Genomic DNA, 26,885 nt, shown 5'->3' with positions numbered 1-26,885 from the left:
TCCCAGTGTGGCCGATCACCCTCTCAGGTCGGCTACGCATCGTTGCCTTGGTGAGCCGTTACCTCACCAACTAGCTAATGCGACGCGGGTCCATCCATAAGTGACAGCCGAAGCCGCCTTTCAATTTCGAACCATGCGGTTCAAAATGTTATCCGGTATTAGCCCCGGTTTCCCGGAGTTATCCCAGTCTTATGGGCAGGTTACCCACGTGTTACTCACCCGTCCGCCGCTAACTTCATAAGAGCAAGCTCTTAATCCATTCGCTCGACTTGCATGTATTAGGCACGCCGCCAGCGTTCATCCTGAGCCAGGATCAAACTCTCCAATAAAGTTAGTTTGTCTAGCATCTAAAATAAAAATTGACGTTTCACGTTGTTTGTTTCGTTTAGTTTTCAAAGTTCAATATCGCGTTTCAGCGACTTTTATAATATATCATAGTATATTATTTTCGTCAACAAGTTTTTTCGATAAGTTGTATCTCTCATTTGCTGACTCTGCCTATTATATAGGCTTTCTCTTCCCTATGCAAGTATTATTATAAAAAAATAAAGAGAGGGAAAATCCCCTCTCTTATTCTTCTGAAGAAACCTCTTCACTCGTTTCTTCCTCTTCATCTTTTTGTGCTTTTGCTACCGTCGCTACCTCTTGGTCTTCCTCTAATCGAATTAGACGAACACCTTGTGTATTACGTCCCATTTGAGAGATTTGATCAACTGGCATACGAATAATAACGCCTGCCGCTGTAATTAACATAATATCTTCTTCACCTGTAACAGACTTAACAGCTACTAATTTACCGTTCTTATCTGTAATGTTACAAGTTTTCAGACCTTTACCACCGCGACTTTGCAGACGGTATTCATCAATCGGCGTACGCTTTCCGTAACCATTTTTCGTTACAATTAGAACATTTACATCCTCTTCGACAATTTCCATACCTACAACTTGGTCTTCATCGCCCAACGTAATAGCTTTAACACCTGCAGCATTACGTCCCATAGAACGAACATCTTGTTCATTGAAACGAATTAGCATACCGTTACTTGTCCCGACAATAATATCCTTATCACCCGATGTTAAACGTACAGATATTACTTCATCCTCTTCACGAAGAGAAATTGCAATTAAACCATTTGTACGTATATTTGCAAATGATGAAAGTGGTGTTCTCTTAGAAACCCCTTGTTTTGTCGTAAAGAATAAGAACTGATCGTCACCAAATTCACGAATCGGAATAATAGCGTTAATCCACTCACCCTTATCTACCCCTAATAGGTTAATAATTGGTAGTCCTTTTGCAGTACGACTATACTCTGGAATTTCATATCCTTTCGTACGGTATACTTTACCCTTGTTTGTAAAGAATAAAATATGATCATGAGTAGACGTTGTTAATAAATGTTCAACAAAGTCATCATCATTCGTACCCATTCCTTGCACACCACGTCCCCCACGGTTCTGTGTTTTGTACGTAGAAGCCGGTAACCTCTTAATATAACCGTTATGAGTTAACGTAATCGCAATGTTTTGTTCAGGAATTAAATCTTCATCTTCAATAAATTCCATACCGCCAATTGTAATTTCTGTTCGTCTCTTATCATTGAAACGCTCTTTTACTTCTGTTAATTCTTCACGAATAATCTCAAGAACTTTTTCTTCATCTGCTAAAATCGCTTTTAATTCAGCAATTAACTTCATTAAGTCTTGATATTCTTGCTCAATTTTTTCACGTTCTAATCCAGTTAAGCGTTGCAGACGCATATCTAAAATCGCTTGCGCTTGTTTCTCACTTAAACCAAAACGTTCCATTAAGCCTTGCTTTGCAATATCTGCCGTTTTTGAACTACGAATTAACGTAATAACTTCATCAAGATGATCTAAAGCAATTCGTAATCCTTCTAAAATATGAGCACGTGCTTCTGCTTTTTCTAATTCATAAGCAGTACGTCTACGAATTACTACCTTCTGATGCTCTAAATAATGATATAGATTTTGTTTTAAATTTAGTACTTGTGGCTCCCCATTTACAAGAGACAACATATTAATACCGAAACTTGTTTGAAGCGCTGTATGTTTATATAGATTGTTTAATAGTACGTTTGCATTAGCATCACGACGTACTTCCATGACAATACGCATACCATTACGATCTGATTCATCACGTAAATCTGTAATACCTTCAATTTTCTTATCGCGAACTAATTCTGCGATTTTTTCAATTAATCGTGCCTTATTAACTTGATAAGGTAGTTCAGTTACGATAATAGATTGTTTACCGTTTGACTTCTCTTCAATTTCAACCTTAGCACGAAGCATAATGGAACCGCGACCTGTTTCATAAGCTCTTCGAATTCCACTTCTTCCTAAAATTAAACCTGCCGTCGGAAAGTCTGGACCTGGAATGTATTCCATTAATTCCGCGATAGTAATATCAGGATTATGACTTAATGCCAGCACACCATCAATTACTTCGCCAAGCTGATGCGGCGGTATATTTGTTGCCATACCAACAGCAATACCTGTTGTACCGTTTACTAATAAATTAGGGAAACGCGCTGGTAGTACTATCGGTTCTCTTTCGGAACCATCATAGTTATCTTGATAATCAATTGTATTTTTTGAAATATCACGTATTAATTCCATAGAAATCTTAGACATTCTTGCCTCTGTATAACGCATTGCAGCTGCTGAATCTCCATCTACAGAACCGAAGTTACCATGCCCATCTACAAGCATATAACGTTGACTAAAATCTTGCGCCATACGTACCATTGTTTCATAAACGGCTGAATCACCATGAGGGTGATACTTACCGATTACTTCACCGACAATACGTGCTGATTTCTTATACGCTTTATCAGCTGTAATTCCTAAATCATTCATCGCATATAAAACCCTACGATGCACAGGTTTTAATCCATCACGAACATCTGGTAATGCACGAGATACGATAACACTCATTGCGTAATCTAAAAATGAGGTACGCATTTCATGACTAATATTAATTTCTCGAATTCGTGCTTGTTGTTGATTGTCTGACATCAACGAGCACCTCCTCTTACATTTCCGTTACACATACATTGATTTATATGTAGAAGACAGGAATACTTAGATTCCTGTCATTACTCATTTAAATATCAAGGTTCTTCACGTATTTTGCATTCTCTTGGATAAAGTTACGACGTGGCTCTACTTTATCTCCCATTAAAATTTCAAATGTTTCGTCTGCTTCAATTGCATCTTGAAGGGAAACTTGAAGTAATGAACGTACTTCTGGATCCATTGTCGTCTCCCATAGCTGAGTTGGATTCATCTCCCCAAGACCTTTATAACGTTGAATTCCTGGTTTCGGCTGGGCTGGTAGCTCAGCTAAGATTTTTTCAAGTTCCTTATCGTTGTAAGCATATTGAATTTTTTTACCTTGTTGTATTTTAAACAATGGCGGCTGTGCAATATAGATATAACCACACTCAATTATTTGACGCATATAACGATAGAAGAACGTTAATAATAGGGTACGAATATGTGCACCATCAACATCGGCATCGGTCATAATAATAACTTTATGATAGCGTGCTTTTTCAATATCGAAGTCTCCACCAATATTTGTACCGATTGCCGTAATAATTGTACGAACTTCATCATTTGATAAAATCTTATCTAAGCGCGCCTTTTCCACATTAATAATTTTACCCTTCAGCGGTAAAATTGCTTGGAAATGACGATCGCGTCCTTGTTTTGCAGATCCACCCGCAGAGTCACCCTCTACGATGTAAATTTCACTAATTGCTGGATCTTTCGAAGAGCAATCAGCTAATTTACCAGGTAAACTTGAAACTTCTAACGCACTCTTTCGACGTGTCAATTCACGCGCTTTTTTCGCAGCTACACGTGCACGTGCAGCCATCGTACCTTTTTCTACAATTTTTCGCGCTACATTAGGATTTTCTAGTAAGAACTTTTCAAATGCCTCTGAGAATACAGACTCTGTAATTGTTCTCGCTTCACTATTCCCAAGTTTTGTCTTCGTTTGTCCTTCAAATTGTGGATTTGGATGCTTGATTGATACAATTGCTGTTAAACCTTCACGAACATCCTCACCAGTTAAATTACTGTCCGCATCTTTTAAAATGCTATTTTTACGACCATAGTCGTTGATTACACGAGTTAAAGCTGTTTTAAAACCTACCTCATGTGTACCACCTTCATACGTATGGATGTTATTCGTAAATGAGTAAATATTATTTGTGTATCCTTCGTTATATTGAAGAGAAACCTCAACCTGAATACCATCTTTTGAACCTTCTACGTACACAGGCTCTTCATGAATCGGTTGTTTTGAGCGATTTAAATGCTCAACGTATGATTTAATTCCACCTTCGTAATGGAATTCTTTCTTTTGCTTATGTTCACGTTTATCTTCAATTGTTAATTTAATATTACGATTTAAAAACGCTAATTCACGCATACGAGTTGCTAGCGTATCAAAATCGTATACTGTTGTTTCTTGGAAAATTTCCGGATCTGGTTTAAATCGAGTTATTGTTCCTGTTTGATCTGTGTCACCAATGACTTTTAAATCCGCAACCGGAATACCTCTTTCATATTTTTGGTAATGGATTTTACCTTCACGATGTACAAATACTTCTAATTCTGTTGATAGAGCATTTACAACCGATGCCCCAACACCATGTAAACCACCAGAAACTTTATAACCGCCACCGCCAAATTTACCACCGGCGTGGAGAACAGTCATAATAACTTCTACAGCTGGACGTCCCATTTTTTCTTGTATACCAACCGGAATACCACGCCCATTATCCGTTACACGAATACTATTATCTTCTTCGATACTAACATTAATTTCATCACAATAACCTGCAAGTGCTTCATCAATACTATTATCTACGATTTCCCAAACAAGATGGTGAAGCCCTTTTCCACTTGTAGATCCAATATACATACCAGGGCGTTTCCGAACTGCCTCTAGTCCTTCAAGCACCTGTATCTGACTTTCATCATATGCATTTTCTTGCATTTGCTTTTGTTCCATTGACACAAAGATCACCTACTTTTCCATTTAAACAGGGGTTATTCCCTATCTATTTCACAATCTACAGTGCCGTTCGTTACATGAATTGTTTTCGCTTCTTTTAATGTTTCGTGTTCAATTCCGTCGACACTCGTCGTTGTAACAAATGTTTGCACTTTTCCTTGAATTGTATTTAAAAGATGTGATTGACGATAATCATCTAATTCTGATAAAACATCATCCAACAAAAGGATTGGATATTCTTTAACCTCTGAATAAATCAATTCAATTTCAGCTAATTTTAGGGATAGTGCGGTCGTTCGTTGTTGTCCTTGCGAACCAAAGACTTGAACATTTTTACTATTAACGAAGAATTGTAAATCGTCACGATGAGGACCAATCAAAGTCGTACCACGGAAAATTTCACGTTGTTTCACAGATTGAAAACTTTCATAGTATACTTCTTTTATTTTCGACAAATCCATTGATTCTGATACATCTACACTTGGTTTATAGACAATTTCTAACTCTTCTAATCCACGGCTTATACCTCGATGAATTGGAGCTGCCCATTCCTGTAGCAAATGCAAAAATTCAAAACGTTTTTGCAGTATTTTCGCACCATGCTCAATTAGTTGAAGTGTAAATACATCCAACATCGTTTCCTCATTCTTACTATTCCCTTGCATTTTTTTCAACAAGTGATTTCGTTGCGTGAGCACCTTTTGATATTGACTTAATTCATACAAATATACAGGAGCTATTTGTCCTAATTCCATATCTAAAAAGCGTCTTCTTACTTGAGGGCTTCCTTTTACAAGATTTAAATCTTCTGGGGCAAACATGACAACGTTCATCACGCCAATATATTGACTTAACTTTTGTTGTTCAAGTTGATTTAATTTTGCCTTTTTACCTTTTTTCGAAATATTTAATTCCAAAGACAAAGAACTGTTTCTTTTTTGTAATTTCCCTTTTATTTGACCAAAATCTTCATCCCAGCGGATAAGTTCGCGATCATTAGAGGTTCTATGAGATTTCGCCATCGCTAAAACATAAATAGCTTCCATCAAATTTGTTTTCCCTTGCGCATTTTCGCCGATAATTACATTTACCTTATCTTCAAAGGAAAGCTCTAATTTTTCATAATTGCGATAGTTTTTTAATTGTATTTCTGAAATAAACAAAGGGCTCCCCCTTTATGCCTGAACTTGGAAAGTTCCGCTTCCTGGAATTTCAATAACATCATTCGCATATAGTTTGCGACCTCTTCTATTTTCAAGTTCGTTGTTCACGTACACTTCATATTCTTGTAAAAACCATTTTACAGCGCCACCTGTATCAATTACATCAGCTAACTTTAAAAATTGTCCTAGTGTAATATACTCTGTTGAAATTTTAATACGTTTCATAAAATCGCTCACTTTCTGAAAGTGTTCATTCTTTCATTGTACTAAATAAACTAGCATTAGGAAAGTAATACCCAAAAATCAAATAAGGGCCACTAGCATCTTTAAACTAGCAACCCTTATTCCTTACCTAGTAAGTACGAACCGGTAAAATTAATTGAATAATTGAATCATCATTTACTGTACGAATTAAGAACGGTCTCATCGCCCCAGTAAAGCTAACTTTAATCTCTGTACTATCCAAAGCTTTCAATGCATCCATCATATATTTTGCACTAAAAGATATTTTTAACTCTTCTCCATCTACTTTTTCGCATTGTACTTCTTCGACAACTTTTCCGATTTCTGGTGAATTCGAAGAAATCTCTAGCATTTCTTGCTCTAAAGTTGATAATTTAACAACGTTATTGCGGCCATCTCTTGCTAATAGTGAAGCACGATCAATTGCTTGTAGGAATTCTTTTGTATTCACAAAAATATCCGTTTTACTCTCTGCCGGAATTAAACGTGTCGTATCAGGATAATTCCCTTCTAACAATCTTGAGAAGAATAATAAATGTTTTGTACGGAATAATACTTGATACTCCGTAATAACGATATCTACCATTTCTTCAGACTCATCTAAAATTTTACTTAATTCATTTAAGCTCTTACCTGGAATAACAACATTAGCTTGGAATTCATCTGCAATATTATGTCCTTCAATTTTTGCTTTTCGAAGTGCCAGCCTATGACTATCTGTTGCAATACAAGTTAACTCGCTGTTATATACCTTCCAGTTTACACCTGTCAAGATTGGTCTTGTTTCAGAAGTAGAAACTGCAAATACAGTTTGTCTGATCATATGTTTAAGTAAATCTGTTGGTATCTTAAATACATGATGTTCTTCAATCTGTGGCAATAACGGATATTCTGCAGAATCTAAACCATTTAAGTTAAACTCTGATTTTCCAGATTTTATTTTTGTCATAAAATGATTTTCTACAGAAATTTCGACAGTGTCTTTAGGTAGTTTTTTTACAATCTCACTAAAATATTTTGCCTGTAAAACAATGCTTCCTGATTGAGCTATTTCTACAATTTCTTTTCCATCTTCTTCGACTGGAATAAACGATTCAATAGAAATATCAGCATCGCTTCCTGTTAATGTAACTCCTTCTTCAGTCGCTACAACTTTAATTCCCGTAAGAATTGGGATTGTTGTACGAGAAGAAACTGCCTTCATTACATCTTGTACACCTCTTACAAGATAGTCTTTTTGTATTGTAAAACGCATAAAGAAAAACCTCCGGTAAGTATAAGATTTTATTTAATTAATAAAGATAAAAAGTAGTAGTAATAGTAATAGGGCTTGTGGATATGTGGATAACTCCGCTAAAGGATGTAAAAACAGTCTATCTACATGTGGATAGACTGTGCGTAAAACAAGGTAAGTTATTCACACTATTCAGCTACTACTTTAAAATACCATTAATTTCTTCAACTTGCTTTTGTAATTGCGTATCGGTTTTTAGTAGTTTAGAGATTTTTTCATGGGCATGGATAACTGTTGTATGATCACGTCCACCAAATTCTTCACCTATTTTTGGTAAAGAGGAATCTGTAAGCTCGCGCGATAAATACATTGCAATTTGGCGAGGAAACGCAACTGATTTTGTACGTTTTTTCGCTTTAAAATCTTCTAATTTCACTTGATAAACGTCCCCGACAGCTTTTTGAATATCATAAATAGAGATAATTTTCGGCTTAGAATTTGGAATAATATCTTTAAGTGCTTCAGCTGCTAAATCAGCATTAATATCTTTATTAATTAAAGATGAATAAGCTACAACTCGGATAAGTGCACCTTCTAATTCACGAATATTTGAATCAATTTGATTTGCGATATAAAGCATAACTTCATTTGGTATATCAAGCCCTTCAGCTTTTGCTTTTTTGCGTAAAATCGCAATTCGTGTCTCTAAATCTGGCGGCGTAATGTCTGTAATAAGTCCCCATTCAAAGCGGGAACGAAGACGATCTTCTAAAGTTGGAATTTCTTTTGGTGGTCGGTCACTAGAAATTACAATTTGTTTACTTTCTTCGTGTAATGCATTAAATGTATGGAAAAACTCTTCTTGAGTCTGTTCTTTTCCAGCAAGAAATTGAATATCATCTATCAATAAAACATCTACGTTGCGATATTTATTACGAAAATCAACAGCTTTATTATCACGAATAGAGTTAATAAATTCATTTGTAAATTTTTCTGATGATAAATATACAACTTTTGCATTTGGATTATGTTCAATTACATAATGACCAATTGCGTGCATTAAATGTGTCTTTCCAAGTCCAACTCCTCCGTAAATAAAGAGTGGATTATACGCTTTAGCTGGCGCCTCAGCTACAGCTAATGAAGCTGCATGGGCAAAACGGTTACCAGAGCCAATAACAAATGTATCGAATGTATATTTTGGATTTAACATGCTCTGTGGTAAATGAGCTGAATCATCTTGTGCTGGATTCGGCTTAACTGGAGGCAGATCAATGTCCTCTTCAGCTTGACTTTGGGGAATAATAAAGCGAATTGCTAATTTTGCCCCTGTTAAATCGTATAGTGTTTCTGAAATTAGTTCGGAGTAATGAGATTCTAGCCAGTCACGAGCAAATTCATTCGGAGCTGTAATCGTTAATACGTCTTTCTTCAAGTTATGAGCCGTTGTGGATTTTAACCATGTCTCATAACTAGGCTTGCTTACCTTTTTTTCTAATTCTTTTAAGGCACTATTCCATAAATCAGAGATATTTTCCAAAGGTGTCCCTCCTTTACTAAGTTGGTAAAAGAATAAGGTTGTGCAACAAATGTACAACCTAATAAATATAAAATGTATATTTATACGAAACGTATTTTAAAACCTAAAAACGTCGTTTGTATATGAGATAGGGTTTTCGACAAAAAAAGCAAATGTGGACAACTATTTACCCACATGTGATTAAAACTGTCCACATGTTATACACAAATTGTGGATAAGGTAAAGATGTGGAAAACTTATTCAAAGTGAAAACACAACTATAATATCAAAAAAAAGTGGCTATAGCAATGAATTTAAGAAAGTTATCCACAAAATCAATACCTTGTGGAATAAACTTGTCCACAACACGATATACTGTGTAAAAGTGTGAAAAAAGTTTGTGGATATAAAAAACGCGAAAAAATATTTATCCACAAGGAAATATAGGTGCTGTGAAAAAGTATGTGAATAGGTTCAAAATGAATATTTGATGAAAATTTCTAGAACCATTGACATTTTCCTAGTTAATTAACTATAATTTATAGGACTGTCTTTAACAGATATTCCTCAGGGAGGTGTCATATAATGAAAAGAACTTACCAACCAAATAAACGTAAGCGCAGCAAAGTACATGGTTTCCGCAGCCGTATGAGCACAGCGAACGGACGTAAAGTGCTAGCAGCTCGTCGTCGTAAAGGAAGAAAAGTATTATCTGCGTAGACCACTGATCGTTCAGTGGTCTTTTTTTCTAATAATAGTGAATTTCCGCTGATGAAATACAGGAGTGTCAATTGATATGAAGAAAAAACATCGTATAAAGAAGAATGATGAATTCCAGGCGGTTTTTCAAAAAGGAAAATCAAATGCAAATCGTCAGTTTGTTGTATACCAATTAGATAAAGAAGAACAGCCAAACTTTCGCATCGGCCTTTCTGTTAGCAAGAAAATAGGAAATGCAGTAGTTCGTAATCGAATTAAGCGCATGGTCCGTCAGGCTATTACAGAGTTAAAAGATGAGATAGATTCTGGAAAAGATTTTGTTATAATAGCAAGGAAGCCTTGTGCAGAGATGACATATGAAGAAGTAAAGAAAAGCTTAATTCATGTCTTTAAACGCTCTGGTATGAAAAGAATAAAAAAGTAGCGTAAGGAAATGAATTACACTATATACATACCGATACAAGGAGGAGTAGGCTTTGAAAAAGAAATTAGGTTTACTAGCCATGGTCGTTGCATTAATGGCGATTGCCACCGGTTGTAGTGAAACGGGTCAGCCGATTACATCGAAAAGTACTGGGATTTGGAATGAATATTTCGTATATCCGCTTTCTCAGTTAATCACGTATTTTGCCGACTTATTTAACAGTAATTACGGTTTAGCAATTGTTATTACAACTCTTATCATTCGTTTTGCATTATTACCATTAATGATTAAACAAACAAAGAGTACAAAGGCAATGCAAGCGTTACAACCAGAAATGGTGAAGTTAAAAGAGAAATATAGTTCTAAAGATCAAGCAACACAGCAAAAACTACAACAAGAAATGATGCAGTTATATCAAAAGAATGGTGTAAATCCATTGGCAGGATGTTTACCGATATTTGTTCAGATGCCTATTTTATTCGCGTTTTATCATGCGATTATGAGAACAGCTGAAATTAAACAACATAGTTTCTTATGGTTCGATTTAGGACATGCAGACCCGTTCTATATCTTACCAGTCGTTGCAGCAATTACGACATTTATTCAGCAAAAGCTTGCAATGGCAGGAACAGCTGGTCAAAATCCACAAATGGCAATGATGCTTTGGCTTATGCCGATTATGATTTTAATCTTTGCAATTAACTTCCCAGCTGCATTATCACTTTACTGGGTTGTTGGTAATATCTTTGGTATTGCTCAAATGTACTTTATTAAAGGGCCAGAGATTAAGGCTAGTAAGGCTGGTAAAGCTGGAGGCTCAAGCAAGTGAGTGTAATTACTGCTAAAGGACAAACAGTCGAGCTGGCAGTAGAGGATGCTTTAAGGCAATTAAATACATCAAAAGATCGAGTAGATATAAATATTGTCGATGAGGGTAAAAGGGGATTCTTAGGTTTATTTGGGAATCGCCCTGCAGTAGTAGAAGTTGTATTGAAGAAAGATCCAATTCAAGAATGTGAAGAATATTTAAGAAATGTTATTCACGATATGGGTGTGGAAGTCGAGATTAGTAAAATTGTAAAAGGACGCGAAATCGAATTCACAATTTCTGGTGATAATGTAGGTGTTTTAATTGGGAAAAGAGGTAATACATTGAACTCTTTACAGTATTTAACAAAACTTGTCGCCAATCGTAACACGAAGCAGTATATCGGTATTACACTAGATGCTGAAAATTATCGTAGTAAAAGAAAAAGTACGTTAGAATCACTTTCTTATCGATTAGCGAAACAAGTATTTAATACGAAAAAAAGAGTTATTTTAGAACCGATGCCATCTTTTGAACGAAAAATTATTCATCAGGCATTATCAAATCATCAAGGTATCAATACAACTTCTGAAGGAAATGAACCACATCGGCATGTTGTAATATCTCCTAAATGACCGGTTGCTCAAATGAGTGCCGGTTTTTTTGAGCGGAAAATAGATGTGGATAACTAAAAAACACTAAACTTATCCACTGTGAATAAGTTTAGTGTTTTTTACATGGGGATATAATAAAATGAGTTATTCTTCTTTTGTAGATAGGTTCGTTATGGTATCCTAATAATTTAGTGAAAGAAATAATCATGTTGAAATAGAGATAAATAAGCAAGTGAGGTGAAAGGACATGGAATTTGATACAATTGCTGCGATTTCCACAGCGCTTGGAGAGGGTGCAATTGCCATTGTTCGAGTAAGTGGGGATGATGCGGTTGAGAAAGTTGATCGTATTTTTAAGGGGAAGGATTTAACAGAGGTTCCTTCTCACACTATTCATTATGGTCATATTGTTGATTTAGATACAAATCAAGTTATTGAAGAAGTTATGGTGTCTATTATGCGCGCACCAAGGACTTTTACACGTGAAAATATAGTGGAAATTAACTGTCACGGTGGACTTGTTTCAGTAAATAAAGTATTGCAACTTATTCTAGCACAAGGAGTACGATTGGCAGAACCGGGCGAATTTACAAAACGTGCTTTTTTAAATGGACGTATCGACTTATCACAAGCAGAAGCTGTTATGGATTTGATTCGAGCAAAAACAGATCGTGCGATGAATGTAGCAATTAATCAAATGGAAGGGCGATTATCTAAATTAATTGGTCTTTTGCGTCAAGAAATATTAGAAACATTAGCTCATGTTGAGGTAAATATAGATTATCCAGAATACGATGATGTAGAAGAGATGACACATAATATTTTAATTGAGAAAGCGACGCATGTTCGTTCGGAAATCGAAAAAATATTAGAAACATCAAAACAAGGGAAAATTTTACGTGAAGGTATTGCTACAGCAATTATCGGTAGACCTAACGTTGGGAAATCATCGTTATTAAATAGTCTTGTTCAGGAGAAAAAGGCAATTGTAACTGATATTGCAGGAACAACTCGTGATGTTATTGAAGAGTACGTTAACGTGCGTGGTGTACCTCTTAAACTTATAGATACAGCCGGTATTCGGGAGACAGAAGATGTTGTTGAACGAATTGGTGTGGAACGTTCAAAAGAAATGATGAGCCAAGCGGATTTAGTATTAGTTGTTGTCAACTATAGCGAGGCTTTGACAAATGAGGATGAAGATCTATTCCGTGCGGTACAAGGAAAAGACTTTATTGTTATTGTGAATAAGACTGATTTACCGCAAGCGATTGATATGGAACGTGTTACAGAGTTAGCCGCGGGAAATCGTGTTATTACAACATCCTTAATTGAGGAACAAGGAATAGATGAACTCGAAAAGGCAATAGCTGATTTATTCTTTGAAGGAACAATCGATTCTGCAGATATGACATATGTTTCTAATGCGAGACATATTGGATTATTAACACAAGCAGGAAAAACAATCGGTGATGCAGTTGAGGCGATTGAAAATGGTGTACCAATTGATATGGTACAAATTGATTTAACAAGAACGTGGGAAATACTTGGTGAAATTACTGGGGACACAGTGCATGAAAGCTTAATTGACCAGTTGTTCTCTCAATTTTGTTTAGGAAAATAATATAGTGAAGTTGTAGAAAGATAGAGATTATTAGGAGGAATAAACAATGGGATACAATGCCGGTTCATACGATGTCATAGTAATCGGTGCAGGTCATGCAGGATGTGAAGCTGGTCTTGCGGCAGCACGAATGGGCTCAAAAACATTAATGTTAACAATTAATTTGGATATGGTAGCATTCATGCCATGTAACCCTTCTGTTGGTGGACCAGCAAAAGGGATTGTTGTTCGTGAAATTGATGCATTAGGCGGAGAAATGGGACGTAATATTGATAAAACTCATATTCAAATGCGTATGCTAAATACAGGTAAGGGACCAGCCGTACGTGCACTTCGAGCGCAAGCTGATAAATTCGCTTACCAACATGAATTAAAGAAAACAATTGAAGAAACACCAAACTTAACGTTGTTCCAAGGAATGGTAGAGCGTTTAATCGTTGAAAAAGGTGTATGTAAAGGGGTAGTTACACAAGCTGGTGCAGAATATACAGCAAAAACCGTTGTAATTACAACTGGAACATTTTTACGCGGCGAGATTATCATGGGCGACTTAAAATATTCAAGCGGTCCAAATAATCAGCAACCGTCTATTACATTATCTGAGCATTTAGAAGAACTTGGATTTGATCTTGTTAGATTTAAAACAGGGACACCTCCGCGTGTAAACAGTAATACAATTGACTACAGTAAAACAGAAATTCAACCAGGTGATGATAAGCCACGTGCGTTCTCTTTTGAAACAACGAAATTTATTATGGATCAAATTCCATGTTGGTTGACATATACAAGTACAGAAACACACCGTTTAATAGATGAAAATTTACATCGTTCAGCTATGTATTCTGGTATGATTAAAGGAACAGGCCCTAGATACTGTCCTTCTATTGAAGACAAAGTAGTAAGATTTAATGATAAACCACGTCATCAAATTTTCTTAGAGCCAGAAGGGCGTAATACACAAGAAGTATATGTACAAGGTTTATCCACAAGCTTACCAGAAGATGTACAACGTGACATGCTTAGAACAATTCCAGGCCTAGAAAATGTTGAAATGATGCGTACAGGTTATGCAATTGAATATGATGCAATTGTGCCAACACAACTATGGCCAACACTTGAAACGAAAAAGATTAAAAATTTATATACAGCAGGACAAATTAATGGAACTTCTGGTTACGAAGAGGCGGCCGGACAAGGGCTTATGGCTGGAATTAATGCAGCATGCCGTTCTTTAGGTAAAAAAGAAGTTGTTTTAGGTCGCGAGGATGCTTATATTGGCGTCTTAATTGATGATCTTGTAACGAAAGGTACAAATGAACCATATCGTTTATTAACGTCTCGTGCAGAATACCGTCTATTATTACGCCACGATAATGCTGATCTTCGTTTAACTGAAGTTGGTCGTGAAATTGGACTAATTAAAGAAGAGCGCTATGAGCGATTTACAAATAAAAAATTACAAATTGAACAGGAAAAGGAACGTTTAAGCAGCATTATTATTAAACCACGTCCTGAAGTTCAAGAATTAATTCGCAATATTGGCGGAAGTGAATTGAAAGATGGAATACGTGCAAGTGACTTATTACGTCGTCCAGAGATGACATATGAGCATATTCATCTTTTAGTACCAAGTGAAGTAGAATTAAGTGATGAAGTTAAAGAACAAGTTGAAATTCAGATTAAGTATGAAGGGTATATTGAAAAATCTTTACAGCAAGTAGAGCGTATGAAGAAAATGGAGAGTAAAAAAATCCCTGTAGATATTGATTATGATGCGATTTCTAGCCTTGCTTCAGAAGCTAGACAGAAATTGAAAGATGTTCGTCCACTTTCAATGGGGCAGGCTTCACGTATTTCTGGCGTAAATCCAGCGGATATTTCCATTTTACTTGTGTATATAGAACAAGGAAAAATTGCACGCGTATCGAACCAATAAATAGTAAGGAGATATTGCTAGATGAACATAGAACAATTTCAATCTATGCTAGAAGAGAAGGGAATCACCCTCTCTTCTAGACAGTTAGAGCAGTTCAAAATCTACTTTGAAACATTAGTAGAGTGGAATGAAAAAATGAACTTAACGGCTATTACAGAAAAAGAAGAAGTATATTTAAAACACTTTTTTGATTCCATTACAGCTGCTTTTTATTATGATTTTTCAAAACCATTCTCAATTTGTGATGTTGGTGCAGGGGCTGGATTCCCAAGTATTCCTTTAAAAATCTGTTTCCCGCACTTAAAAGTAACAATTGTAGATTCATTGCAAAAACGTATTAATTTCTTAAATCACTTAGCCCAAAAGTTAGAATTAAGTGATGTTGCATTTTGTCACGATCGTGCTGAAACATTTGGGAAAAAAGAAGGTGTACGTGAATCATACGATATTGTAATGGCACGTGCAGTTGCGCGTCTTTCTGTATTAAGTGAGCTATGTTTACCACTTGTAAAAGTTGGAGGAACATTCATTGCAATGAAAGGTGCAGCAGCAAACGAAGAAATTGAAAATGGCAAGTATGCTTTAGAGGTGCTAGGCGGAGAGTTGAAAGAGATGTCTACTTTCCAATTACCATTTGAAGAGAGTGAACGTAATATTTTATTAATCGAGAAAAAGCGCAAGACACCAAAGAAATATCCACGCAAACCGGGAACACCCAATAAATTACCTATTGAAAAATAAATCTTATTAGACGTAAGATTAAATTATATAAATGAAAACGTAAATGTTTCATAGGAAACATTTTATGGAGAATAGTCAATAGGCCTAAAAGGTGGTGGAATATGTATGAAAAATACGTTTTCTCGTTTATTTGGCTTTGGAGATAAAGAGAGCGAATTCGAATTACAAGACGAAAGCCATGAAGAGATAGATAAAAAGGTATATGAAGAAATACAAGAAATTCCGATAGTAAATATTACCCCTAACCGTTATCAACCAAGAACAGTTTTTGATGATGCGCGTATTGATGAGTTAGCATTAACAATTCGTACACATGGACTTATTCAACCGATTGTTGTAAGGCAATATGAGGATGATAAGTACGAGATTATTGCTGGAGAAAGACGTTTTCGCGCGGCAACAAAGTTAGGTTGGGAAAAGGTTCCTGCAATTATAAAGAATTTAAATGATACAGAGACAGCTTCTGTAGCTTTAATTGAAAACTTGCAACGTGAGGAACTAACGGCAATCGAGGAAGCTGTGGCATATCAAAAGCTGATTGAGTTACATAATTTAACACAAGAAGCATTGGCACAACGACTTGGAAAAGGACAATCTACAATCGCAAATAAGTTGCGCTTGTTAAAGTTGCCTGAAGAAATAAAAAGTGCATTATTAGAAAAAAGCATTACAGAACGTCATGCCCGCGCTCTCATTCCTTTAAAAAATGAGGAATTACAACTGAAGGTTTTACAGGAAATTGTGGAGAAACAACTAAATGTAAAGCAAACAGAAGAACGAATTGCGAAGTTACTAGAGGAAGCGAAACCGAAGCGTAAGGCAAAGCAAAAAGCAGTAAGTCGAGATACGAGGATTGCTATGAATACAATTAGACAATCTTTACAAATGGTTACTGAAAGTGGTTTGAATGTTAATTCTGAGGAAAAAGAATTTGATGAGTACTATCAAATTACAATTAAAATTCCAAAGAAAAAATAATAATGACGTGCTAGAGACCTTATCCTATTGGAGAGGTCTCTTTTACTATATTTTCTTGTTAAATGAAGAAGGAGTTTAGAAATAAATTTTGAAGTTTAATAAAGGACGTAAAAGAAAAAGTTTTATTTCATGTTACAATAAACGTAATTGTTACTAGAATAAGATAGAAAGGTTGAAAGTAGGTGACATCATGGGAAAAATCATTGCTATTGCTAATCAAAAAGGCGGTGTTGGAAAAACAACAACATCTGTTAATTTAGGGGCTGGATTGGCGCAAGTAGGTAAAAAAGTCCTTCTTGTAGATATTGATGCTCAAGGAAATGCAACGACTGGTGTGGGAATTGAAAAATCTGAATTAGATCAATGTATTTACAACGTTCTTGTGGAAGATGCAGATGTTCAAGGGGTTATACAGAAAACCGCAACTGAAAACTTAGATGTTCTACCCGCTACAATTCAATTGGCTGGTGCTGAAATTGAATTGGTACCGACTATTTCCCGGGAAGTACGTTTGCAAAGAGCATTACAGCCAGTTCGTGATGAATATGACTATATTATTATCGACTGTCCCCCATCTTTAGGGTTATTAACGATTAATGCATTAACAGCAGCAGATTCTGTTATTATTCCTGTACAGTGTGAATATTACGCACTAGAAGGGTTAAGTCAGCTATTAAATACAGTTCGACTTGTACAAAAACATTTAAATAAAAATTTAGCAATTCAAGGTGTATTGTTAACAATGTTGGATGCCCGTACAAATTTAGGGATTCAAGTTATAGATGAAGTGAAAAAGTATTTTAGGGATAAAGTATATCGCTCGATTATTCCGCGTAATGTACGCTTGAGCGAGGCTCCAAGTCATGGGAAACCTATTATGCAGTATGACGCTAAATCAAGAGGAGCAGAAGTGTATATAGATTTAGCAGAGGAAGTGATTGCAGGTGGCTAAAGGATTAGGAAGAGGAATTAATGTGTTTTTTCCTGATTTAGATGTGAAAGAAGAGGAAACAATTCAGGAGATTCTTGTAACTGAATTAAGGCCGAATCCATATCAACCGCGTAAACACTTTAATAAAGAGGCGATTCAGGAATTAGCAATTTCGATTAAGGAACACGGTATTCTACAACCATTAATTGCTAGGAAGAGTATTAAAGGATATGAAATTGTTGCAGGTGAAAGACGGTTTCGTGCTGCAAAAGAGGCTGGTTTAGAAAAAGTACCTGCGGTTGTAAGACAATTAACTGAACAGCAAATGATGGAATTTGCTTTGTTAGAAAACTTACAACGAGAAGATTTAAATCCTATGGAAGAGGCAATGGCATACCAGATGTTAATGAATGAGCTAAATGTAACGCAAGAACAATTAGCGAAACGTCTTGGTAAAAGCAGACCTTACATTGCAAATTATACTCGGTTATTAAGCCTACCTTCTTTCGTACAAGATATGATTGCAAATGGTCAACTTTCAATGGCTCATGGGAGAACTTTACTTACGATAAAAGATGAAGAACAATTGAAGTCCTTATTGAAACGCATTGAAAAAGAAGGATTAAATGTTCGTCAATTAGAGAAAATCGTCCAAGAGATTAATCAACACGTTTCACGTGAAACAAAAAAAGTGAAAAAAGAGCGAAATATATTTTTCGTAGAACGTGAAACGTTCTTAAGAGAAAAGTTTGGCACAGATGTGAAAATTAAAGAGACGAAAAAAGAAAAAGGTAAAATCGAAATTGAATTTTTTAATAAAGAAGATTTAAATCGTATTTTAGAACTATTAGCACAGAAAAATTAAAAAGCAAACCATCTTATTATTTATAGATGGTTTGCTTTTTTTAATGCGGATAATTTTTGATCCGTCTCTTTTATACTTTTTGCGATTACATCAGCCATTTTCATGACTAAACTTAACCTTGTATTTTGAAGAACGAAAAACTCCATAAACCCATTTAGATTGACGATACCGTGTATGTGCAAATCACCAACTGCAGGTAATTTCTTATTCATAGCAGCTCCAGGTTTACTAGGTCCCTTTCCAGTAGTGATTGATCCGATATTTTGGGACTTTCCTAAACATGCATCAACAGCAATTATAAATGCAGTAGGATATTCTTTCTGTATATTCTGAATTTTCTCTTCTAAATTTAGCGCATGTACTGGCTCATCTAGTGTACCGAATACTTGGAGGTTTTGGATGTCTATTTGTTCAAGTTTTGTACCAACTAATGGGCCGAGTGCGTCACCTGTAGAGCGATCTGTGCCGATACAAACGAGAATGAGTGGTATATTAGTTTTAATAGGAATATGGGTAAGTAAGAAATTACTGATTATCTCAGAGGCTTCTAGATCTTGGTGCATAACGTTTTGAGTTTCTTTCTCAAAAAATGGTAAGCGAAAACTTCCAATATTCATGAAGCACCCATCCTTTTAATAAATTTTCAATATATGTTATATGGTGAGGAAAATGGAAAGTTATAAGTGCGTAATTTTTGCAAAATGTGAATGAAAACGGAAATAATAGTACTAGTATATATATATTCGTTCCATTTTATACCTGGATGTCGGGGATAAAATAGGATTAAAATCATAAAATTTTTTCAGCAATTAGGGGACTTCTGATACAATAATAAGGGTAACTAAAAAGAAATTTTAGCTAGAGAGGTAGAGGTACATGGATTTATTAGCGAAGTGGTTTAATTCTATGAAACAGTATTTATTAGATGCTGATCGTTGGGCTCATATTGGAGTTGCGACATTAAAAATATGTATTATTTTAACAATTGGTGCAGTTGTTGTGCGAATTGCAAGGGCGGTTGTACGAAATGCGTTTCGTATGGGGAGTCGTTCTCCAATTCAAATTTCAGAACGTCGTACAGTTACAGTAGCGAAATTACTTGAAAATATTGTAGCGTACGTTGTTATGTTCATTATGCTAATTGCGATTTTAGGTGTGTTTGATATTAATGCATCAGGTTTATTAGCGGGTGCTGGGGTAATTGGTTTAGCAGTCGGATTTGGTGCTCAAAGTTTAGTGAAAGACGTTATTACAGGTTTATTTATTTTGTTAGAAGATCAGTTTTCAGTTGGCGATTATGTTAAAATCGGTCAATTTGAAGGAGTCGTTTTAGAAATTGGACTTCGTACAACGAAAGTAAAGAGTTGGACAGGTGAAATTCATACTTTACCAAATGGAAGTATTATTCAAGTTACTAACTACTCAGTTAGTAATAGTGTAGCGTTTGTTGATGTATCTATTTCATATGAGGCTGATATTGCGAAAGCAGAGCAAGTTATTGAAGATTTATTAGTAGAATTACCTTCAAAGTACGAAAAAATGGTAACAACGCCTCAATTATTAGGTGTGCAAACATTAGCAGCATCAGAAGTTATATTACGTGTTATTGCTGAAGTAGAACCGATGCAACATGCAGTTATTGCAAGGGCACTTCGTAAAGAGATTAAAAATCGTCTTGATTTACATGGAATTGAAATTCCATATCCACGTATGGTTTTATATAATCGTGAAGAATTAGTTAGTAGAAAAGCAATTTAGTATGGAGAGGAGTTTGGAGAATGGAGCAAAAGGAATATAACTTGTATGATGTTGTGGAAATGAAGAAAGCCCATCCATGTGGCGAGAATCGTTGGAAAATTATTCGTATGGGAATGGATATCCGCATTAAGTGCGAGGGGTGTGACCATTCAGTAATGATTCCTCGAAGAGAGTTTGATCGTAAGGTGAAAAAAATACTTGTGAAGCACGAAGAATAGAGGGAGAGTAACAGTTACAGTAGGTAACTGTTACTTTTTTTCGTTTGGCGGAAACTTGTCATTTTTTTCGTTACTATCTATAATGATGAAAGATTGAGACATAGGAGTGAAAAATATGGGATTAACGGCTGGGATTGTTGGATTACCTAACGTAGGGAAGTCCACTTTATTTAATGCAATTACACAAGCAGGAGCAGAATCTGCGAACTATCCATTCTGTACAATTGATCCAAACGTAGGGATTGTAGAAGTACCAGATGAGCGTTTAAATAAATTAACGGAATTAGTAGAACCGAAAAAGACTGTTCCGACTGTATTCGAGTTTACTGATATTGCAGGTATCGTAAAAGGTGCTAGTAAAGGTGAAGGTTTAGGAAATAAATTCTTATCTCACATTCGTCAAGTAGATGCAATTTGCCAAGTTGTTCGTTGTTTTGAAGACGAAAATATTACGCACGTTTCAGGGAAAGTAGATCCAATTGATGATATTGAAACAATCAATTTAGAGCTAATTTTAGCGGACTTAGAGTCTGTTGATAAGCGTATCGAGCGTGTTGCGAAATTAGCAAGACAAAAAGATAAAGAAGCGGTATATGAGCATGAAATTTTAGTTCGTTTAAAAGAAGCTTTTGAAGAGGGAAAACCAGCTCGTACTGTTGAATTTACAGAAGAGCAGATGAAGATTGTTAAAGGCCTTCATTTACTTACAACAAAAGAAATGTTATACGTAGCGAATGTAAGTGAAGACGATATTATCGATCCTTCGGAAAATAAATACGTACAAATGGTAAAAGAATTTGCAGCAAATGAAAATTCTCAAGTAATCGTTGTATGTGCAAAAATCGAATCAGAAATCGCTGAATTAGACGAAGAAGAGAAAAAAGTATTCCTTGAAGAATTAGGAATTGAAGAGTCTGGTTTAGATCAATTAATTCGTGCAGCATATGACCTATTAGGACTTGCTACTTACTTTACAGCTGGCGTTCAAGAAGTACGTGCTTGGACATTTAAACAAGGAATGAAGGCACCACAATGTGCTGGTGTTATTCATACAGACTTTGAGCGTGGATTTATTCGTGCAGAAACAGTTTCTTACGATGACTTAATGACAAACGGTTCTATGACAGCTGCAAAAGAAGCTGGAAAAGTACGTTTAGAAGGAAAAGAATATATCGTAAAAGACGGAGATGTTATGCACTTCCGTTTTAACGTTTAATTTAATATTTCCTAGGAAAAATAAAGATATGAGCTTGGCAAATATATTATATGTTTGCCAAGTTTTTTATGTATTGGTGAGTTGATTCATATAACTTACTATGATATAATCTAAACTCGTGAGTAATTACTATAAATTAATTGCTCCTTGCCCATTACGGGCCGTTTAGACCAAAAGGAGGTGAAAGTGTAATGAGAAAGTACGAAATTATGTACATCATTCGTCCTGGCGTTGAAGAAGAAGCTCAAAAGGCTTTAGTTGAACGTTTTGCAGGTGTTTTAACAAACAATGGTGCAGAAATCATTAACACGAAAGAGTGGGGTAAGCGTCGTTTAGCTTACGAAATCAACGACTTACGTGAAGGTTTCTACATGATCTTAAACGTGAAATCTAACGCAGAAGCGATTAACGAATTCGACCGTTTAGCTAAGATCAACGAAGACATCCTTCGTCATATCGTTGTTAAAGAAGAAGAAAAATAATTGATATATAAGGGAGAGTGGTTCGATTGATGAATCGTGTTATCCTCGTTGGTCGTTTAACTAAGGACCCTGACTTACGTTACACGCCCAATGGTGTCGCAGTAGCTACTTTTACGTTAGCTGTGAATCGCGCATTTGCCAATCAGCAAGGTGAGCGTGAAGCTGACTTTATTAATTGTGTAATATGGCGTAAACAAGCAGAAAACGTAGCAAATTATTTGAAAAAAGGTAGCTTAGCAGGCGTAGATGGACGTCTTCAAACTCGTAATTACGAGGGACAAGATGGTAAACGTGTATACGTAACAGAAGTTCTTGCGGAAAGCGTGCAATTTTTAGAGCCGCGTAATGGCGGTGGGGAGCAACGTGGTTCATTTAATCAGCAACCATCAGGAGCTGGTTTCGGTAACCAAGGCTCTAACCCATTTGGTCAATCTAGTAATTCAGGTAACCAAGGTAACTCTGGATTTACGAAGAATGACGATCCATTTTCAAATGTAGGTCAACCGATCGACATTTCCGACGACGATTTACCGTTCTAATACAGTAAATTTGTTAGTTTTAACAAAGAATGGAGGGAAATAGACATGGCAGGACGCAAAGGTGGACGTGCGAAACGTCGTAAGGTGTGTTTCTTCACAGCTAACGGCATCACTCGCATTGACTATAAAGATGTTGATTTATTAAAACGTTTCGTTTCTGAACGTGGTAAAATTTTACCTCGTCGTGTAACAGGAACAAGCGCGAAATACCAACGCAAACTTACAGTTGCAATTAAACGTGCTCGTCAAATGGCACTTTTACCATATGTTGGTGAATAATAGCGTATGAAATGCACAGTAGAGTGGGACTCTACTGTGCATTTTGCTATGCTTTTCTTTTTGAAAGAGAGGTTAAAATGTGAAACAAACAAAGTTTATTACAGAAGGTGCAGCATTATTAGCTATATATGCAATTTTATTGCTTATATCTATGTATGTTCCGATTTTGGGTACAGTTGTAACTTTTGCGTTGCCGTTACCATTTATACTATTAATGATAAGACATAAACTATCTAATGTGCTCGTGGTTTTTGTAGCAGCACTTTTTGTTACTATTATTGTGAGTCAACCGCTGAATTTAGTGAAGACAATTATGTTTGGATTGATAGGGATTGTTTTAGGATATATGTATAAAACAAGAAAAAAGCCAGTGGAAATCTTAATAGCGGGGACGCTTGCATACTTAATTGGTTTTGTACTTATTTATGTTGCGAGTATAAAGTTTTTCAACATAGATATAATGAAGCAAATGCAAAGTATGTTTAGTGAAAGTATGGCGAAAAGCGAAAAGATAGTAAGTGCTACTGGCATGCCGATTAGTAAGGAACAAAAAGAGTTACTCGCACAAATGAATGATATATTACAATCGTTACTTCCAAGTATACTTGTGCTAGTTTCAGTATGTTTTTCTTGGATTACAGTGATAATATCAGGTAGTGTTTTGAAAAAGTTAAAACATGAAGTTATATCTTGGCCTAAATTTAAAGATATACAATTACCAAAGAGTATCATTTGGTATTACGTTATATTTATTTTGTTAGCAACTTTTATAAAAGTAGAACCAACATCATATTTACATATGGTATTTTCTAACCTAAATGTCATATTTGCACTATTGCTTGTACTGCAAGGTCTGACATTTATCGCCTTTTTAGCGTATAGAAAAGGTTTTACTAAAGGGGTTCCTATTATTAGTTTTATTGCATGCATGTTTATTCCGATGCTGTTTCCTCTTGTGACAATCTTAGGTATAATTGACTTAGGGATTTCATTGCGTTCTAAAATAGGGGGATAAAATAATATTCCTTATACTATTTTAATCTGTTTAACTAACTGGAAGGTAAGTTAGTTTTACTTTATAGGAGTTGTATACATGCCTGAATTTGATAAGAAACAGTGGTTTTTATATCCTGTTTATGTATTGGCATTTTTTGTTTTTGTGCTCATTTTAATTCTCTGTTATTTTCATTTAATTATGGGTATAGCTGCTTTTGTCATTTTTTGTATCGTATTCTTTATCGTTATACGATTTGAACTTAATTTTCAAAGGAATTTCGAAAAGCATACGACAGATATGATTACAAGAGTAAAGAAAGTAAGTAATGAAGCATTTAACCAAATGCCGATTGGTATTTTGTTATACAATAAGGATTATGGGATTGATTGGGCAAATCCTTATTTATCTTCATGTCTGGGACAGCACGCATTAGCTGGATGGCACCTTTACGATGTATCAGAAACATTACTTCTTTTCATTAAAGGAGAAACTTCTGATGATATAGTCTCTTTAAATAATCGAAAGTTTCGCGTTTTTGTAAGGAAAGAAGAAAAGTTAATTTATTTCTTTGATGTAACGGAACAAACAGAAATCGAAAAGATGTACGAGGATCAAAGGACTGTTTTAGCTGTCATCTATTTGGATAATTATGATGAAGTTACACAAGGATTAGATGATCAATTACGTACGAATATAACAAGTCTTGTGACATCGCGACTAAATGAATGGGCACTTAAGTATGGTGCTTATTTAAAACGTGCATCTTCAGAAAGATTCTTCGTTGTGCTAAATGAAAGTATTTTGACGCAGATGGAGAAAGGGAAATTTAGCATTTTAGATCAGGTGCGTGAAGAAACATCTAAAAGGAATATACCACTTACATTAAGTGTGGGTGTCGGATCAGGTGATTTACCTTTATCAGAGCTTGGAGCAATGGCTCAATCTGGTTTAGATCTTGCGCTTGGGCGCGGGGGAGACCAAGTAGCTATTAAACAAGCGACAGGTAAAGTTAAGTTCTATGGAGGTAAGACAAATCCGGTTGAAAAACGTACCCGTGTACGTGCCAGGGTCATTTCGCATGCGTTAAAGGATTTAGTATTAGAAAGTAGTAATGTCATTATTATGGGGCATAGGGCTCCCGATATGGACGCAATTGGTGCTGCGATTGGTATTTTAAAAGTGGCTCAATTAAATGAGCGTAAAGGATATATTGTGTTAGATGAAAATGATTCCGATAAAGGAATTAAGCGTTTGATGGACAAAGTGAAACAAAATGAGGAGTTATGGTCTCATTTTATTACTCCAGAGCAAGCGATGGAATTTGCAAACGATGAGTCGTTACTTGTTGTTGTCGATACGCATAAACCTTCTATGGTGATGGAGCAAAAACTGTTACATAAAATTGAAAATGTGGTAGTTATTGATCATCATCGCCGTGGAGAAGATTTTATTGAAGACCCATTGCTAGTTTATATGGAACCATATGCTTCTTCAACAGCAGAATTGGTTACAGAATTACTTGAGTATCAACCTAAAAATTTAAAGATGACAATGTTAGAAGCGACGGCATTGTTAGCGGGTATTATTGTCGACACGAAAAGTTTCACATTCCGGACAGGGGCTCGTACATTTGATGCTGCTTCTTATTTACGCTCACATGGTGCAGATACTGTACTTGTACAAGAACTTTTAAAGGAAGATATGGATCAGTATTTACGGGTTGCAAAAGCTATAAAAAATGCGTACATTTATAAAAATGGAATTGCGATTGCTAAAGTTGATAGTGATGATTACTACGATCAAGTGCTTATTGCGCAATCGGCAGACACGTTATTAACGATGACAGGGATTATTGCATCATTTGTTGTTGCGAAACGTGGCGAGAACCTCATTGGAATTAGCAGCAGGTCTTTAGGTGAAGTGAATGTGCAGCTAATTATGGAAAACTTAGGCGGTGGCGGGCATTTGACGAATGCAGCCACACAGATGAAAAATGTTACAGTAGATGAAGCTGAGGAGAAGCTTCGATTTGTTATTGATGACTATTTACAGGGAGGCACACAATCATGAAAGTAATTTTTCTAAAAGACGTAAAAGGTAAAGGTAAAAAAGGAGAAGTAAAAAACGTACCAGATGGCTATGCAAATAACTTCTTACTGAAACAAGGATTAGCTGCTGAAGCAACAAATAGCAGTATGAAAACTTTAGAAGCTCAAAAGCGTAAAGAAGAAAAAGATGCAGCAGCAGAGCTTGAAAATGCAAAAGAGTTAAAAGAGACTTTAGAGAAATTAACTGTAGAATTAAAGGCGAAATCTGGAGAAGGTGGCCGTTTATTTGGTTCTATCACAAGCAAACAAATCGTAGATGCAATGCAAAAATCACACAAGATTAAACTTGATAAACGTAAATTTGAAATGGACGATGCAATCCGCGCGTTAGGTTATACAAACGTTACTGTGAAATTGCATCCACAAGTAACAGCAACAGTAAAAGTTCATGTTAGTGAACAATAAAAATAAATTAAGCAAGGAGGATTGCGT

General features: G+C 35.7%; 26 protein-coding genes and 1 rRNA gene. 19 read left to right on the top strand and 8 right to left on the bottom strand.

Annotated elements, in window-relative coordinates; translation table 11 throughout:
* The 7 genes from GBN91_RS16560 to dnaA form a co-directional block, all read right to left on the bottom strand.
* A 16S ribosomal RNA gene (locus GBN91_RS16560) occupies nucleotides 1-329 on the bottom strand; the annotation flags it as partial.
* A 241-nt stretch (nucleotides 330-570) separates the two neighbouring features.
* On the bottom strand, nucleotides 571-3,042 hold the full coding sequence (gene gyrA / locus GBN91_RS16555; RefSeq protein WP_001282864.1) for a DNA gyrase subunit A: 2,472 nt from the start codon (nucleotides 3,040-3,042) through the stop codon (nucleotides 571-573).
* Nucleotides 3,043-3,130: 88 nt separating this feature from the next.
* Nucleotides 3,131-5,053 carry a DNA topoisomerase (ATP-hydrolyzing) subunit B gene (gene gyrB, locus GBN91_RS16550; protein ID WP_000435982.1) on the bottom strand — a complete coding sequence of 641 codons (1,923 nt, stop codon included), beginning with the start codon at nucleotides 5,051-5,053 and terminating at the stop codon, nucleotides 3,131-3,133.
* 38 nt (nucleotides 5,054-5,091) lie between these two features.
* A complete protein-coding gene (gene recF, locus GBN91_RS16545) occupies nucleotides 5,092-6,219 on the bottom strand; it encodes a DNA replication/repair protein RecF (protein ID WP_000470745.1) in 1,128 nt (375 codons plus the stop codon).
* A gap of 12 nt (nucleotides 6,220-6,231) precedes the next feature.
* Nucleotides 6,232-6,444: a S4 domain-containing protein YaaA gene (yaaA, locus tag GBN91_RS16540; protein ID WP_000821364.1), complete on the bottom strand. Its 213-nt coding sequence runs from the start codon at nucleotides 6,442-6,444 to the stop codon at nucleotides 6,232-6,234.
* Nucleotides 6,445-6,571: 127 nt separating this feature from the next.
* A complete protein-coding gene (gene dnaN / locus GBN91_RS16535) occupies nucleotides 6,572-7,717 on the bottom strand; it encodes a DNA polymerase III subunit beta (RefSeq protein ID WP_001212884.1) in 1,146 nt (381 codons plus the stop codon).
* A gap of 178 nt (nucleotides 7,718-7,895) precedes the next feature.
* Entirely contained in the window at nucleotides 7,896-9,236 is a 1,341-nt protein-coding gene (gene dnaA / locus GBN91_RS16530) for a chromosomal replication initiator protein DnaA (protein ID WP_000428017.1), read from the bottom strand.
* A 564-nt stretch (nucleotides 9,237-9,800) separates the two neighbouring features.
* On the opposite strand from dnaA, the gene rpmH reads away from it, so the two are divergent.
* From rpmH to spo0J, 10 genes are all read left to right on the top strand, one after another.
* Nucleotides 9,801-9,935 (top strand): 50S ribosomal protein L34, encoded by a 135-nt coding sequence (gene rpmH, locus GBN91_RS16525; RefSeq protein ID WP_000831901.1) that lies wholly within the window; start codon nucleotides 9,801-9,803, stop codon nucleotides 9,933-9,935.
* Nucleotides 9,936-10,011: 76 nt separating this feature from the next.
* On the top strand, nucleotides 10,012-10,359 hold the full coding sequence (gene rnpA, locus GBN91_RS16520; protein ID WP_000726621.1) for a ribonuclease P protein component: 348 nt from the start codon (nucleotides 10,012-10,014) through the stop codon (nucleotides 10,357-10,359).
* A 52-nt stretch (nucleotides 10,360-10,411) separates the two neighbouring features.
* Complete coding sequence (spoIIIJ, locus tag GBN91_RS16515) at nucleotides 10,412-11,188, top strand: YidC family membrane integrase SpoIIIJ (RefSeq protein ID WP_000727738.1); 777 nt, start codon at nucleotides 10,412-10,414, stop codon at nucleotides 11,186-11,188.
* Entirely contained in the window at nucleotides 11,185-11,802 is a 618-nt protein-coding gene (gene jag / locus GBN91_RS16510; protein WP_000111516.1) for an RNA-binding cell elongation regulator Jag/EloR, read from the top strand. Before spoIIIJ ends, jag begins: the two co-directional genes overlap by 4 nt.
* Before the next feature lie 226 nt (nucleotides 11,803-12,028).
* Nucleotides 12,029-13,405 (top strand): tRNA uridine-5-carboxymethylaminomethyl(34) synthesis GTPase MnmE, encoded by a 1,377-nt coding sequence (mnmE, locus tag GBN91_RS16505; RefSeq protein ID WP_000393757.1) that lies wholly within the window; start codon nucleotides 12,029-12,031, stop codon nucleotides 13,403-13,405.
* A gap of 46 nt (nucleotides 13,406-13,451) precedes the next feature.
* Nucleotides 13,452-15,341, top strand: a complete 1,890-nt coding sequence (mnmG, locus tag GBN91_RS16500) for a tRNA uridine-5-carboxymethylaminomethyl(34) synthesis enzyme MnmG (RefSeq protein WP_152121783.1) — start codon at nucleotides 13,452-13,454, stop codon at nucleotides 15,339-15,341.
* A gap of 21 nt (nucleotides 15,342-15,362) precedes the next feature.
* Entirely contained in the window at nucleotides 15,363-16,082 is a 720-nt protein-coding gene (gene rsmG / locus GBN91_RS16495; protein WP_001019628.1) for a 16S rRNA (guanine(527)-N(7))-methyltransferase RsmG, read from the top strand.
* Nucleotides 16,083-16,187: 105 nt separating this feature from the next.
* Nucleotides 16,188-17,060 carry a nucleoid occlusion protein gene (noc, locus tag GBN91_RS16490; protein ID WP_152121780.1) on the top strand — a complete coding sequence of 291 codons (873 nt, stop codon included), beginning with the start codon at nucleotides 16,188-16,190 and terminating at the stop codon, nucleotides 17,058-17,060.
* Nucleotides 17,061-17,250: 190 nt separating this feature from the next.
* A complete protein-coding gene (soj, locus tag GBN91_RS16485) occupies nucleotides 17,251-18,012 on the top strand; it encodes a sporulation initiation inhibitor protein Soj (RefSeq protein WP_000516114.1) in 762 nt (253 codons plus the stop codon).
* Nucleotides 18,005-18,856, top strand: a complete 852-nt coding sequence (gene spo0J, locus GBN91_RS16480; RefSeq protein ID WP_001051832.1) for a stage 0 sporulation protein Spo0J — start codon at nucleotides 18,005-18,007, stop codon at nucleotides 18,854-18,856. Before soj ends, spo0J begins: the two co-directional genes overlap by 8 nt.
* A 20-nt stretch (nucleotides 18,857-18,876) precedes the next feature.
* Here spo0J and yyaC read toward each other — a convergent pair whose 3' ends face one another.
* Entirely contained in the window at nucleotides 18,877-19,473 is a 597-nt protein-coding gene (gene yyaC / locus GBN91_RS16475) for a spore protease YyaC (protein ID WP_001020714.1), read from the bottom strand.
* A gap of 259 nt (nucleotides 19,474-19,732) precedes the next feature.
* Between yyaC and GBN91_RS16470 the strand changes: the two genes are divergently transcribed.
* The 9 genes from GBN91_RS16470 to rplI all read left to right on the top strand — a co-directional run bounded on the left by GBN91_RS16470 (nucleotide 19,733) and on the right by rplI (nucleotide 26,858).
* Entirely contained in the window at nucleotides 19,733-20,614 is an 882-nt protein-coding gene (locus GBN91_RS16470) for a mechanosensitive ion channel family protein (protein WP_152121778.1), read from the top strand.
* Nucleotides 20,615-20,634: 20 nt separating this feature from the next.
* Complete coding sequence (locus GBN91_RS16465) at nucleotides 20,635-20,832, top strand: DUF951 domain-containing protein (RefSeq protein WP_000435485.1); 198 nt, start codon at nucleotides 20,635-20,637, stop codon at nucleotides 20,830-20,832.
* A gap of 115 nt (nucleotides 20,833-20,947) precedes the next feature.
* Nucleotides 20,948-22,048, top strand: coding sequence for a redox-regulated ATPase YchF (gene ychF, locus GBN91_RS16460; RefSeq protein ID WP_000524657.1), 1,101 nt, complete (start codon nucleotides 20,948-20,950; stop codon nucleotides 22,046-22,048).
* A 191-nt stretch (nucleotides 22,049-22,239) separates the two neighbouring features.
* Nucleotides 22,240-22,530: a 30S ribosomal protein S6 gene (gene rpsF, locus GBN91_RS16455; RefSeq protein ID WP_001233778.1), complete on the top strand. Its 291-nt coding sequence runs from the start codon at nucleotides 22,240-22,242 to the stop codon at nucleotides 22,528-22,530.
* A gap of 26 nt (nucleotides 22,531-22,556) precedes the next feature.
* On the top strand, nucleotides 22,557-23,069 hold the full coding sequence (gene ssb, locus GBN91_RS16450) for a single-stranded DNA-binding protein (protein WP_000981966.1): 513 nt from the start codon (nucleotides 22,557-22,559) through the stop codon (nucleotides 23,067-23,069).
* A gap of 45 nt (nucleotides 23,070-23,114) precedes the next feature.
* A complete protein-coding gene (gene rpsR / locus GBN91_RS16445; RefSeq protein WP_000918873.1) occupies nucleotides 23,115-23,348 on the top strand; it encodes a 30S ribosomal protein S18 in 234 nt (77 codons plus the stop codon).
* Nucleotides 23,349-23,427: 79 nt separating this feature from the next.
* Nucleotides 23,428-24,363 (top strand): YybS family protein, encoded by a 936-nt coding sequence (locus tag GBN91_RS16440; protein ID WP_000814840.1) that lies wholly within the window; start codon nucleotides 23,428-23,430, stop codon nucleotides 24,361-24,363.
* Between the two features lie 78 nt (nucleotides 24,364-24,441).
* On the top strand, nucleotides 24,442-26,415 hold the full coding sequence (locus tag GBN91_RS16435; RefSeq protein WP_001113778.1) for a DHH family phosphoesterase: 1,974 nt from the start codon (nucleotides 24,442-24,444) through the stop codon (nucleotides 26,413-26,415).
* On the top strand, nucleotides 26,412-26,858 hold the full coding sequence (gene rplI, locus GBN91_RS16430; protein WP_000864228.1) for a 50S ribosomal protein L9: 447 nt from the start codon (nucleotides 26,412-26,414) through the stop codon (nucleotides 26,856-26,858). Before GBN91_RS16435 ends, rplI begins: the two co-directional genes overlap by 4 nt.
* The last annotated feature ends 27 nt before the right edge of the window (nucleotides 26,859-26,885 follow it).

The sequence above is a fragment of the Bacillus sp. B1-WWTP-T-0.5-Post-4 genome (assembly GCF_009183795.1).
Classification (GTDB): domain Bacteria; phylum Bacillota; class Bacilli; order Bacillales; family Bacillaceae_G; genus Bacillus_A; species Bacillus_A cereus.
This window is presented reverse-complemented; position numbering and strand designations above follow the sequence as displayed.